The 12530-nt window shown below is 61.1% G+C and carries 12 protein-coding genes; 6 read left to right on the top strand and 6 right to left on the bottom strand.

Going from position 1 to position 12530, the window contains the following annotated elements; genetic code table 11:
* Positions 1 to 14: 14 nt before the first annotated feature.
* From phaeop14_RS09460 to phaeop14_RS09440, 5 genes are all read left to right on the top strand, one after another.
* Positions 15 to 1025 (top strand): XdhC family protein, encoded by a 1011-nt coding sequence (locus phaeop14_RS09460; RefSeq protein ID WP_096790273.1) that lies wholly within the window; start codon positions 15 to 17, stop codon positions 1023 to 1025.
* Positions 1022 to 2026 (top strand): molybdopterin-binding protein, encoded by a 1005-nt coding sequence (locus phaeop14_RS09455; protein ID WP_096789375.1) that lies wholly within the window; start codon positions 1022 to 1024, stop codon positions 2024 to 2026. The genes phaeop14_RS09460 and phaeop14_RS09455 overlap by 4 nt, the downstream gene beginning before the upstream one ends.
* Positions 2027 to 2144: 118 nt before the next feature.
* Complete coding sequence (locus tag phaeop14_RS09450; RefSeq protein WP_096789374.1) at positions 2145 to 2630, top strand: (2Fe-2S)-binding protein; 486 nt, start codon at positions 2145 to 2147, stop codon at positions 2628 to 2630.
* A 153-nt stretch (positions 2631 to 2783) separates the two neighbouring features.
* On the top strand, positions 2784 to 5147 hold the full coding sequence (locus phaeop14_RS09445) for a xanthine dehydrogenase family protein molybdopterin-binding subunit (RefSeq protein WP_096789373.1): 2364 nt from the start codon (positions 2784 to 2786) through the stop codon (positions 5145 to 5147).
* Positions 5148 to 5233: 86 nt separating this feature from the next.
* Positions 5234 to 6022, top strand: a complete 789-nt coding sequence (locus tag phaeop14_RS09440; protein ID WP_096789372.1) for an FAD binding domain-containing protein — start codon at positions 5234 to 5236, stop codon at positions 6020 to 6022.
* A gap of 67 nt (positions 6023 to 6089) precedes the next feature.
* Here the strand turns inward: phaeop14_RS09440 and phaeop14_RS09435 are convergent, their stop codons facing one another.
* Both phaeop14_RS09435 and infC read right to left on the bottom strand, forming a co-directional pair.
* Positions 6090 to 6731: a methyl-accepting chemotaxis protein gene (locus phaeop14_RS09435; RefSeq protein ID WP_241770550.1), complete on the bottom strand. Its 642-nt coding sequence runs from the start codon at positions 6729 to 6731 to the stop codon at positions 6090 to 6092.
* 200 nt (positions 6732 to 6931) lie between these two features.
* Complete coding sequence (gene infC, locus phaeop14_RS09430; RefSeq protein WP_338090120.1) at positions 6932 to 7585, bottom strand: translation initiation factor IF-3; 654 nt, start codon at positions 7583 to 7585, stop codon at positions 6932 to 6934.
* A 204-nt stretch (positions 7586 to 7789) separates the two neighbouring features.
* On the opposite strand from infC, the gene phaeop14_RS09425 reads away from it, so the two are divergent.
* Positions 7790 to 8557, top strand: coding sequence for a hypothetical protein (locus tag phaeop14_RS09425; protein WP_040170551.1), 768 nt, complete (start codon positions 7790 to 7792; stop codon positions 8555 to 8557).
* A gap of 82 nt (positions 8558 to 8639) precedes the next feature.
* Here the strand turns inward: phaeop14_RS09425 and phaeop14_RS09420 are convergent, their stop codons facing one another.
* From phaeop14_RS09420 to phaeop14_RS09405, 4 genes are all read right to left on the bottom strand, one after another.
* Positions 8640 to 9293: a metal-binding protein ZinT gene (locus phaeop14_RS09420; RefSeq protein WP_096789371.1), complete on the bottom strand. Its 654-nt coding sequence runs from the start codon at positions 9291 to 9293 to the stop codon at positions 8640 to 8642.
* A gap of 292 nt (positions 9294 to 9585) precedes the next feature.
* Positions 9586 to 10878, bottom strand: coding sequence for an MFS transporter (locus phaeop14_RS09415; protein WP_096789370.1), 1293 nt, complete (start codon positions 10876 to 10878; stop codon positions 9586 to 9588).
* A 227-nt stretch (positions 10879 to 11105) separates the two neighbouring features.
* The gene (locus tag phaeop14_RS09410) at positions 11106 to 11984 is read right to left on the bottom strand and encodes a ferredoxin--NADP reductase (RefSeq protein WP_040170874.1); all 879 of its coding nucleotides are present in this window, start codon (positions 11982 to 11984) and stop codon (positions 11106 to 11108) included.
* Positions 11985 to 12131: 147 nt separating this feature from the next.
* Positions 12132 to 12530 carry a DUF934 domain-containing protein gene (locus phaeop14_RS09405; protein WP_040170555.1) on the bottom strand — a complete coding sequence of 133 codons (399 nt, stop codon included), beginning with the start codon at positions 12528 to 12530 and terminating at the stop codon, positions 12132 to 12134.

The raw sequence follows: 12530 nt of genomic DNA, 5'->3' as shown, positions 1-12530 counted from the left end.
CCCAGAGGTTTCAGATGTCGGCACCCGGATTGCAGCGCTTTGATAACATTCCTGAAACGGCGCTCGACTGGCACCGTGCAGCCAAGGGCAGTGGCCAGCAAGGCGGCCGGAGTGCAGCACTGGCCACGGTGGTGGAGACATGGGGATCCGCCCCACGCCGCACCGGGTCCCAACTGGCGGTCGCCAGCGATGGCCGGATCGAAGGCTCCGTTTCAGGCGGCTGTGTCGAAGGTGCGGTGATCCTTGCCGCGCAGGAGGCGATTGCCGACGGGTGTCACCGGCTCTTGGAATTTGGCGTCAGCGACGAAGATGCCTTTGCCGTCGGGCTGGCCTGTGGCGGCACCATCCGCATTCTGGTTGAACCCATCGGCGGCACGCTGGCCGAGGGCACATTGACCGATCTGGTCGCCGCCCGCGCCGAGCGACGCGCGGTGTCTTATGTGGTGGACCTTGACAGTGGCGCGGGGCATCTGGACGCGGAGGGCTATACTGATCGCAAACGCATGGACCAATCAGGGACCGAGGCGGACGGCACGACCTTCGTAGCGGTGCATAATCCACCCCTGCGGTTGATTGTGGTCGGCGCGGTGCATATCGCACAGGCTCTGGTGCCGATGGCGCGCATTGCGGGCTATGACCCCGTGATTATCGACCCGCGCGCGGTCTTTGCCTCCGCTGAACGCTTCCCGGGGGAGAGCTTGGTGGAGGATTGGCCGGATGAGGCGATTGCGTTCCTCGGCCTTGATGCCCGCACCGCTGTTGTGCTGCTCACCCATGACCCGAAAATCGACGACCCCGCGCTGGAGGCCGCTCTGCGCTCTGAGTGTTTTTACATCGGTGCGCTGGGATCAACCCGCACCCATGCCAAACGGGTCGCGCGGATGCAGGGGGCCGGGTTTGACGCAGCCGCCATTGAGCGCATCCATGGCCCCATCGGGCTTGATATCGGCGCAGCTGGGCCAGCTGAAATCGCTGTGTCCATTATTGCCGAGATGACGGCCGTGCTGCGCGGACGCAGGTCATGATCTTTGGTGCAGTGCCCCTGAATGAGGCGGCGGGCTGCTATCTGGCGCATTCCCTGCAGGGCGCGGAGCATCGTATCGCCAAGGGCACCCGACTGGCGGCGCAGGATCTTGCCGATCTTGCCGCCGTTGGGCATCGTCAGCTGACCGTGGCGCAGCTGGAACCCGGCGATATCCACGAGGATCGCGCGGCAGAGATGTTGGCAGAGGCGCTGCTGCCCGACGCCGCAGCCCTGGGTCTGCGGATCTCTGGTGCCGGGGCAGGGCGGGTCAACCTCCATGCGCTTGGCCCCGGTTTGATTCGGGTCGATGCTGCGCGGATCAACGCGTTGAATGCGGTCGATCCAATGATCACGCTGGCGACTGTGTCCGATTATCACCGGGCAGATGCGGGCGGTATGGTGGCCACGGCCAAGATCATCTCCTACGCGGTGGAGGAGGCCGCGCTTGCAGCCGCCACCTGCGATGTGGCCGGGGCGATCCGTCTGATCCCACCTCAGCTGCGCCGCGCCACCTTGATCGAAACCCGCATCAGCGCGGAAACCCCGCCAGACAAGGGGCGCGCCGCGATGATCGGGCGGCTTGACCGGTTCGGCATGTCGATGGCCCCCCGGCAGGTGGTGGCGCACCGCGAGGCAGAGCTGGCGACCGCCCTGCAATCGGTTGGTGCAGACAGCGATCTGATCCTGATCCTCACCGGGTCGGCCACCTCGGATCCGCTGGATGTGGCCCCTTCTGCGCTTCGGGCGGCTGGCGGTGAGGTCGCCCGTTTTGGCATGCCGGTGGATCCGGGCAATCTGTTGTTTCTGGGCGATCTGGCGGGGCGTCCTGTGCTTGGCTTGCCGGGCTGTGCGCGCTCGCTTGCTTTGAACGGCGCCGATTGGGTGCTGGAACGGCTGGTCTGCGGGATCGATGTGAGCAGCGCAGATATCGCCGCCATGGGGGTTGGTGGCCTCCTCAAAGAAATCCCCACACGGCCCCGCCCACGTCGCAGCGACGTCTGAGCGAGGTCTGGCGTCGCCCTGCGACTTTAGTCCAAGCCCTGCGAATAATGCTTCGCGTCGGCTGTTGCGCCGTGCTTAACTTCTGCCAGCGAGTTTACGCGAGCCAAGGGAGGAGTTGATGGTGAAAGTCACAATGACCGTAAACGGTCGGACTGCCAGCGGAGAGGTCGAGGGGCGCATGTTGCTGTCCGGTTTCCTGCGAGAGGAATTGGGCCTGACCGGCACCCATGTCGGCTGCGACACCAGCCAATGCGGCGCCTGTGTTGTGCATGTCGATGGCAAGGCGGTGAAATCATGCACCATGCTGGCGGCAGAGGCTGACGGCGCAGAGGTTGCCACGATCGAGGGGCAAGCCGCCCCGGATGGCACCTTGAACACAATCCAGCAGGCGTTTCAGGATCATCACGGGCTGCAATGCGGCTTCTGCACGCCGGGCATGGTGATGTCTGCGGCAGCGCTGTTGAAGGACAATCCAACGCCCAGCGAACAGGAAATCCGCGAATACCTTGAGGGCAACCTGTGCCGCTGCACCGGCTACCACAATATCGTCAAGGCGATCATGGCGGCTTCGGGTCAGGACGTCTCTGCCGTCGCGGCAGAATAGCGCCAGCCCCCAGACCCCGCCTCAAAGGGAGGCCACAGCACTGTGGCCGGGAAGACAGGCGGGCACGGAGGTCGCACAGGCGACCCAGTTCAGAACCAAAGCATGACCAAGAGGTCTGCCGCGTGCAGGCCGTCCAGGGAGGAGATTTGGACAATGCCAAAGGATAGCGGCATCGGCGCCAGCCCAAAACGGCGCGAAGACGTGCGGTTCCTGACCGGAACCGGTAATTACACAGATGACATTAACCTGAACGGCCAGGCCTATGTGCATTTCCTGCGCTCGGATGTGGCCCATGGTCGGCTGACCTCGGTTGACACCGCTGATGCCGCCGCCATGCCCGGCGTGGTGCGGATTTTTACCGGCGCAGATTTTGAAGGTGTCGGCGGGCTGCCCTGCGGCTGGCAGGTGACCGACCGTCACGGCGAGGTGATGCAGGAGCCGGCTCATCCGGTTCTGGCCCAAGGCAAAGTGCGCCATGTCGGCGATCCCATCGCTGCCGTTGTTGCCGAAACGGCCGAGCAGGCGCGCGACGCCGCAGAGGCTATCGCCGTTGAGATCGAGGACCTGCCAGCGGTCATCAACATGAAAGAAGCGGTCAAGGATGGCGCCACAAAGGTGCATGACGATCTGACCTCCAACCTCTGCTATGACTGGGGATTTGTTGAGGAAAACCGCGATGCCGTGGACAAGGCCATCAAGGATGCGGCTCATGTCACCACGCTGGAACTGGTCAACAACCGTCTGGTCGCAAACCCGATGGAGCCGCGCGTCGCGGTGGGGGATTTCAACCGCGCCACTGGCGACAGCACGCTTTATACCACCTCGCAGAACCCGCATGTGATCCGCCTTCTGATGGGCGCCTTTGTGCTGGGCATCCCGGAGCATAAACTGCGCGTTGTGGCCCCGGATGTGGGGGGCGGTTTTGGCTCCAAGATCTTCCACTACGCCGAAGAGGCCTTCTGCACCTTTGCCGCCAAGGCCCTCAATCGCGCGGTGAAATGGACCTCCTCGCGGTCCGAGGCGTTTATGTCGGACGCCCATGGCCGCGATCATGTGACAAAGATTGAGCTGGCGCTGGACGCGGACAACAACTTCACCGCGCTGCGCACGGAAACCTATGCAAATATGGGCGCGTATCTGTCGACCTTTGCACCCTCGGTCCCGACCTGGCTGCATGGCACCCTGATGGCCGGCAATTACAAAACGCCGCTGATCTACGTGAATGTGAAGGCGGTGTTCACCAATACCGTTGCTGTTGATGCCTATCGTGGCGCTGGCCGGCCGGAAGCGACCTATCAGCTGGAGCGGGTCATTGATAAGGCCGCGCGCGAGCTGGGTGTTGACCCGATTGCATTGCGCCGCCAGAACTTTATCACCGAATTCCCCTACGCGACGCCGGTTGCGGTGGAATATGACACCGGCGACTATGTGGCGACCATGGACAAGCTGGAAGAGATTGCTGATCTCAGCGGTTTTGATGCACGCCGCGCCGCCAGCGAGGCCAAGGGCAAGCTGCGCGGGCTTGGCGTCAACTGCTATATCGAGGCCTGCGGCATTGCGCCGTCGAACCTCGTGGGGCAGCTGGGGGCCCGTGCTGGTCTCTATGAAAGTGCGACGGTGCGGGTGAATGCCACTGGCGGTATCGTCGTCATGACCGGCAGTCACAGCCATGGGCAGGGGCATGAGACGTCCTTCCCGCAGGTGATCGCCGATATGATCGGCATCCCGGAGGATATGGTCGAAATCGAACATGGCGATACCGACAAGGCTCCGATGGGCATGGGCACCTATGGCTCGCGCTCGCTGGCGGTCGGCGGCTCTGCCATGGTGCGCGCCACCGAGAAGATCATCGCCAAGGCGAAGAAAATCGCAGCCCATATCCTGGAGGCCTCGGATGCGGATATCGAGCTGAAGGACGGCCAGTTCACTGTTGCCGGCACTGATAAATCGCTGGCCTGGGGTGATGTGACCCTTGCGGCCTATGTGCCGCATAATTACCCGCTGGAGGATATCGAACCGGGGTTGGAGGAAACCGCTTTTTACGATCCGGCGAACTTCACCTACCCGTCAGGCGCCTATGCCTGCGAGGTAGAGGTGGATCCCGACACGGGCAAGGTCAGTATCGAGAGCTTTGCCGCGGCGGATGACTTTGGCAATATCGTCAACCCGATGATTGTCGACGGCCAGGTCCATGGTGGCATTGGTCAGGGTATCGGTCAGGCGCTCTTGGAGGGGTGCGTCTATGATGACGACGGACAGCTGCTGTCGGCGTCCTTCATGGATTACGCCATGCCCCGCGCCGATGATCTGCCGTTCTACACCGTCGATCATTCCTGTCAGACGCCCTGCACGCATAACCCATTGGGCGTGAAGGGCTGCGGCGAGGCGGGCGCCATCGGCACCCCGCCTGCGGTGGTCAACGCCGTGGTGGATGCGCTGCAATCGGCCGGCAAGGATGTCACCCATATCGACATGCCCCTGAGCCCCGCACGGGTCTGGGCGGCGATGAATGGCTAAGGGTTCATGGGGGCGCTGCCCCCATACCCCCGGAGTATTTTCGGAAAGATGACAGCCGGTCAGCCGGTTTTCGGAAAGGATACGACATGTATGAATTCGAGTTCGAGAAGCCCTCGACCATCGCGGATGCGGTGAAGGCCCTGGGCGCGGAGGACGCGCAGGCGCTTGGTGGGGGGCAGACCCTGATCCCAACGCTGAAACAGCGTCTGGCGATGCCCAGCACATTGGTGAGCCTCAGCGGCATTGCCGAGATGCGGGGCGTCTGCCCGGATGGCGACGGGCTGGCCATTGGCGGCGCCACCACCCACGGCGAGGTCGAAGCCGCCACCGCTGACAGCTACCCCGCCCTGTCGGCGCTGGCGGGGCAGATCGGCGATCCGGCGGTGCGCAACCGGGGCACCATTGGCGGCTCGCTCGCCAATAACGACCCGTCAGCCTGCTACCCGGCGGCAGCACTCGCCAGCGGTGCCACCATCGTGACCAACAGCCGCGAAATTGCGGCGGATGAGTATTTTCAGGGGTTGTTCACCACCGCGCTGGAAGAGGGGGAGATCATCACCAATATCCGCCTACCGGTGCCACAGGCGGCCCATTATGAGAAATTTGTCCAGCCCGCCTCACGCTTTGCGCTTGTTGGGGTGTTTGTCGCGCGCTTTGCCGACGCTGTGCGCGTGGCCGTGACCGGTGCCTCCGAGGAAGGTGTCTTCCGCTGGAGCGCGGCAGAGGCGGCGCTATCGGCGAATTTCTCCCCCGATGCCATTGAGGGCCTCGGTGTGGATCCGGACGGGATGATCGGCGATCTGCATGGCACCAAGGCCTACCGCGCGCATCTGGTTGGGGTGATCACCAAACGGGCGGTGGCTGCTGCGGGATAATCCCGCCATTGGAAAACAAGAACCAGCCCCGGCGTCGCGCCGGGGCTGGTTCTGTCATCGCGAGGGGTCAGGCGCGCAGATAGCCTGACATCGTGTCGAGCAATGTCTGCGTGCGTCCCGAGAGGTTGCGGATTTCCGACGCGATCACTGCAAACCCCTTGCCTTGGTCGCCAATGCGCGCCGCCTCGATCGAGGCATTGAAGGCAATCAGCTGAATATGACGGCCTACCGTTTCAGCATTTTCAATCGCATCACGCATCCCCTCGTCGCGGGCGCTGTCGCGGGATTTCTGCGCCTCAAACATGTTTTTGGTCATGTCGATCAGGAACTGCGAGACAATCGGCTCGACCTTGTAGAGCGCCTGCGCGGTGAGCGAGGGCATCTCGCGTACACGCTTCAGGATCGTGCCGTCGGATTGTGTGCTTAGAATTTCGGCAAAAGGCTCCAGTGCTTCGATGGACTTTCTGCGCTGCGCGCCAAGATCAGCCGGCAATTCATGTTCACTTTCCGCCAGCAGTTTGTCGAGCCCTGCAGTCAACATCTCATAAGCGGCCCTGATCCGCTGTACCGACTGATCCAGCAGCTCCTTCATAGTGTCTGGGGCGTGTTGGCTGTCTTCATTGGCCAGAACCACCAGCGCCAAAGACGCGGCACGGCAGGGGGCGATGGCCATGAAGGCACTGTTTTGGACGTCGCTAAGTGGCTTCAAGAGAGGCTCCATAATTGCGGTGAATTTTGTCGGAAGCGACCGAACTCCCTTCAGGAGCTAAGGGGGGAGCGTAAAGAAAACGTGAGTATTGAATGTAGCAATCGCAATTCCGGTGAGTTCCCCCCGGAGTTGACGCAGATAAGAAAAAAACCCCGCACCGGAGGGCGCGGGGTTTTGCATAACATCTGTTGCGGCAGGGATTATTTCTGCGGCAGCGGGCCGATCATCATGATCATCTGACGGCCTTCCATCTTGGGCATGTTTTCCACTTTGCCCAGTTCCTTAATGTCCTCTGCAACACGCAGCAGCAGCTCACGGCCCAAATTCTGGTGGGCCATCTCGCGGCCACGGAACCGCAGGGTGATCTTCACCTTGTCGCCGTTTTCCAGGAATTTGTACACGTTGCGCATTTTCACGTCGTAGTCATTGGTATCCGTGTTGGGACGGAATTTAACCTCTTTGACCTCGATGATCTTCTGCTTCTTGCGTGCTTCGCTTTCCCGCTTCTGCTGTTCATATTTGAACTTGCCGTAATCCATGATCTTGCACACGGGCGGGGTGGCGTTGGGCGAAATCTCGACCAGATCGAGACCGGCCTCTTCTGCCATCTGCATCGCCTTGGCGGGGTGAACCACGCCGACATTTTCCCCTTCGGCGCCAATCAGGCGAATTTCGGGAGCACGGATTTTTTCGTTGGTGCGCGGGCCGGTGTCGCGTTGCGGCGGCGCATTGTGGGGTCTGCGGGCTATGACGTCTATCCTTCTGTCACTTCGGAAAAGTGCCCGGAAAATAACGGTCCCGGGCCTGCGATTCAAGTCAATTGCGGGTATGACCGTCCATATCGCGGTTTTCAAGGTTTGTTTGCACCTGAGAGCATCATCAAAGGGTTAATTCTGCGTTGCGCTGAACTTGGCAGACCGGTGGTGTCAGACTGGCGGGGATTGGCCGATGGGGCTGCTGGTAGTTTATTCCCCTTGTAGTTTCAGGCCCCTAAGCCCAAGTGCTAAGCCGCAAGCCCCGCCCCGTGTGGAGCATTAGGAGAGAGAAGGAGATCTATCATGAAACCGATCGTTATTGGCCTGGGTGTGGGAGCCGTCGCATTGGGCGGATATTTCTATATCTCCTCCATGGAAACCGGAGAGTCGGCGCCAGAGACTGTTATCGTGACGCCTGAAACCGAGACCCCCGCTGAGGAGACTGCGGAGACCGCTAACGAGGTGGAGACCGATATCGCCACCGCTGCTGAAGCCGCCGAAGACGCGATTGAAAGCTCCGTTGATGCCGCCGCAGAGGCGGTGAATGAAGCCGCTGCCGCCGTGACCGAGACGGCAGCGGAAACAGTGAACGAGATTGCCGAAGGGCTGACCGAGGGCGCCAATCAGCTGCAGGACAGCGCGGCTGCCGCAGTTGATGAGGCCAACGAGGGCGCAGCGGCGCTGAGTGAGGAGGCCACTGCAACAGCAGAGGCGGCTGGTGATGCGGTTGCAGATACTGCCGCTGCGGCTGAGGACACGGCAACAGGGGCCGCTAATGAGCTTGCAGAGGCCGCCGAAGACACAGCGGCGGCTGTGAGCGAGACCGCTGAGGCTGCAACAGATGCTGCGGCTGATGCCACTGCCGCTGCCGAAGAGGGCACCGAGGCCGCCAAGGATGCGCTGCTGACACCGGAAGGTTTCAACTATGACAAGGTGATCACGATGATCGAGGAGTCCTCGATCGAGGCGACGCAGAAGGCGCTGCTGATCACCACGCTGGATCAGGCCCGAGACAATCCGGCACTGCTGGAGGCGACGCTGAACCGCATCAAGGACGCGCTGCCGCAATAAGCGGAGTGAGACAGCTATCAGACACCAAGGCCCCCGTCAGAGAGTCACGGGGGCCTTTCTTATGCGCCGACAGCGCTGCGGCTTAGTGGGCCATCATTCCGTCGGCAATCTCCGCACCGCTCAAGTCAGCATGGAAATAGGTCGGCCAGTTGGTAACCTCAGTCAGCAGTTCCGCGCGATCATCGCCCCAATAAAGGTGATAATGATCGACTTTGGTTGGCACGATTTCATGGTCGCTGAACTGAATGAACTGAGGTGCTGCGGCGTCTCCGCCTGACTTTTCAAAGATGAAGCGGACCCCCTGATTGCCTGATGCGTAGGTCAGGATTTCATATCCGTCGTTGGTGTACTGGCCCTGCACAGGCTTGCCATCGCGGAAGAATGTGACGCTGGAGCCGTCAATCAAAATGCGCTCCACATCCGTTTTGTAGCCAGCCTCATAATACGCGCGATAGTCTTCGGCGGTCTTCTTCCCGCTCTCTGCTTTGTGCGCCATCACCGGATCCAGAGTGCCGTCTTGCAGAAACGGATAGACCGATTGCCAGTCGGCCTCCCAGTCAGAGAGGTCACGGGGCTGAATCTCTGCTTCGTTGATCAGGACAGGCTCTTTGGCCTGATGGCTGTGATTGTGGGTCGAGGTGGAGCTGGTCGCGGTTTGGGCCGGGGCCTGCGTGGACAGGGCAACCAGCGCGGCCACGGCAAGGAGGTCAGGTCGTTTGAAGATTGTACGTAGCATTTTCGTCTCCAGCGGTTTTTGAATGTGTGAGTGTAATGTTACAACATAACAATTGTCGTTTAAGCTGAACGTCGATGGTTGGCAAGGCCCACGGAGGTGTCAGAGCGCGGCATGGCATGATCGGCACTCTATCGCCTACCGCAGCGTCGTTTCTGCCGCGCAGCACAAACCTCGCGCCGAGGACCGGAAAGGGAAAAATGGGAACCCGCATGTTTCGCTCGTCAGCGGGGGAGAGTTACCGGCGCGGGCCGTTAAGGCTGTCAAATGTTTGGCGCTGCCCGCTGCACAGGCGTCAGCTCTCCGCCGCCGCCGTCAGTCGCTTGGCCAGCAGCAAACTCAGCACCGTCGCTATCAGCAGGAACACGGCGCTGACACCCCATGCAACAGGCGTGGAATAGACATCGGCCACGGCTCCGGCCAGCACCAGTCCCAATGCCGCCCCCAGTTGCTGTATGAGAGATCGCAAGGACAGCATTGTTGATCTCTGCCGATCGTCCACGCAGCGATGCAGGATGCTACTTGCAGGCGTTTCGCTTGCTCCAAGAAGGATGGAGAACAGAAGGAAGACGCCGACAAATCCCACGATATCGCCCTGCATCGCCAAGGCCAGCTGAACACCGGCAAGACAGGAAAAAAGCGCCGCAAGCGTGACCGCATGACGACGCCTGAAGACACGGCTGATATAGGGTGACAGCGCCGCACCAAACGCGATTGCAAAAAAGTAACCCGCCGTCAGGGTGCCAATGGCGGTGTTGGCGTAGCGCTCGTCCAACATGGGCTTTGCGTAGGTCGGCCAGATCACCTCAACCGGATTGGTCGCCATCAGGACCAGGGCCAGTGCTGCCAGAAGCATGGAAAGCGTCGGATGCCTCAAGGCAAGCGCGCCCGCCTGTGCGATCACGGACGGGACGCTGGTGAACCCTTGTCTCAACGCGCTGGCATTCAACGGGCGTGGCTCTTCGGTGATGGCAAACATCGTGTAGGTCAACACTGCGATCATCACGGCAAAGCTTGCCACATAGGACACATCATAGATGCTGATCCCATAGCTCAGCGCGGTCATGCCAAATACGTCCGGGAGCAAACCTCCCAAAATTGCACCAAAGGCGAGGCCCATGGCATTGGCCCACTGCGCCTTTGCAAGAGCGGGCTGAACATCCACATTTGGCGCCGCGGTCCTGAATGTCTCAACAAACCAGGCATCAAGCGTGCCTGACCGCAGGGCACGCCCGAACCCGATGCAGGCGAAGGAGAGAGCCAGGACAGTGAAATCACTCGATGACAGAAACAGCACGAGCGAAATCAGACTGGCGATGACCGCTGCCAGAAAGACCGGTTTGCGACCAATGGTGTCGGCCAGACCGCCAAACGGCAATTCCATCGCCATCGTCGTCAGCGAGTAGACCCCGAAGAGCAGCGAAATCTGCAACAGATCCATGCCCCGGTCCGTCAGCGCAAGCGCGACGACGGCCACTGTCAGACCCATGGCAAACCGGTCCAGAAACTGGTGGATCTGAAACACCCGGATGTGCCGTTGTGCGGTGCCCGTCAAGGTTTTGAAAGAGAACTCAATTTCCGTTGCCATGGCGCTACCATGTGCCTTTGCACCTCCCTGCGCAATAGAGTGACCGCGGGAGGGGCGATTGGAACAGCATGAAACCGGTCAGTCACGCGGCCGCAGCGAAGGGGGCCGTGTCCCGTACTGCGGCCAGCACAGGTCATGACGCCTGATCCAGTCGGCCCATATAAAAAGCCCCCATCAGAATATGACGGGGGCTTTTTGTCACTTGAAGAGCATAGGACGACTTGGGATCAGTCCAGAAACGCCTTTTCCACCACGAAATGCGCGGGCTTGGAATTTGCGCCTTCTTCCAGACCATAAGTATTCTCAAACAGATCCTTGAGCTCCAGGTTGAACGCAAGGTTGCCGCAGATCATCGCGCGGTCGCTTTCCGGGTTCAGCGGCGGCACGCCAAGATCGGCAAATGCCTCGCCGGAGCGCATCAGGTCGGTGATGCGGCCCATCTTGGCGCTCTCTTCACGGGTGGTGGTCGGGTAGTATTTGATCTTCTTCCAGAAGCCTTCGCCGATCACCTCGTTCAAGAGTTCGTCGTCCTTCAGGCTCTCGATCAGCTCACGACCATAGGTCAGCTCACCGGCTTCGCGGCAGGTGTGGGTGATGATCACCTCGTCGAATTTCTCATAGGTTTCCGGCTCGCGCAGCAGGCTCGCGAAGGGCGCAAAGCCGGTGCCGGTGGCAAAGAACCAGATGCGTTTGCCGGGGACCAGCGCGTCATGCACCAGCGTGCCAACGGGCTTCGGGCGCAGGATGATTTCGTCGCCGGGCTGGATGTGCTGCAGGCGCGAGGTCAGCGGGCCATCCTCGACCTTGATCGAATAAAACTCCATTTCCTCATCCCAACTGGGCGAGGCGATGGAATAGGCGCGCAGCAAGGGCTTCACCTTGCCGGTCTTGGGGTCGGGATCGTTCATCAGACCGATCATCACAAACTCGCCTGAGCGGAAGCGCAGGGAGGCAGGCCGCGTGCAGCGGAAGGAAAACAGCCGGTCGGTCCAGTGCTTGACCTCGGTCACGGTCTGGGCGTCGGGCAGGGCGGGCACGGCCTTGGCCGGTTTCGGGTCGGTTGCAGTGTCGGTCACAGCTTCGGTCACGGGTGTCATCTCGTTCATCGGATCCATCACCGGAGGAATATCCGGCACCTCTGATTAATCTTTGATACAGGTCAGGAAAACCCCTGTTTTCAGAAACCGGCTCCGCGCAGGGCGCAACGGAACCGGGTCTGAGGGGGGAATTCCAGAGAAGCGGAGAGGGCTGGCTTAGCGTGCGGCGGTGCCACGCAGGCGGGCCTGGTAATCATGCGCCTGCCAATTGGCACGGGCAAGCCATTGCTCCTGCGGCTGACGGGCGGCGAGATCCTCGCTGATCTCGACCTCATCAAAGCCGGAGCGGCGCGCCATCGCATATTGATCCGCCAGCACATGGCCATAGGCCCGCAAGCGCCCAGTGTAGCCCGCCAGCCGCAGGCGCCGCGCCAGGGTAAAGCCCCGGCCATCGGCAAAGCTGGGGAAATGAATACGGATCATCTCCAGCCCCGGCAATTGGTTGGACAGGGCCGCCGGATCGGCATCCGGCTGCATCTCAATGGCGGTGTCGCTGTCAAAGCCCGCCGTCCAGCTGTCGGGGCCAAAGCCCGCATCGGTCACAATCACACTCAT

The organism is Phaeobacter piscinae (assembly GCF_002407245.1).
Taxonomy (GTDB): domain Bacteria; phylum Pseudomonadota; class Alphaproteobacteria; order Rhodobacterales; family Rhodobacteraceae; genus Phaeobacter; species Phaeobacter piscinae.
Note: the sequence above shows the minus strand (reverse complement) of the source record. Positions and strands in the feature narration are given on the sequence as shown.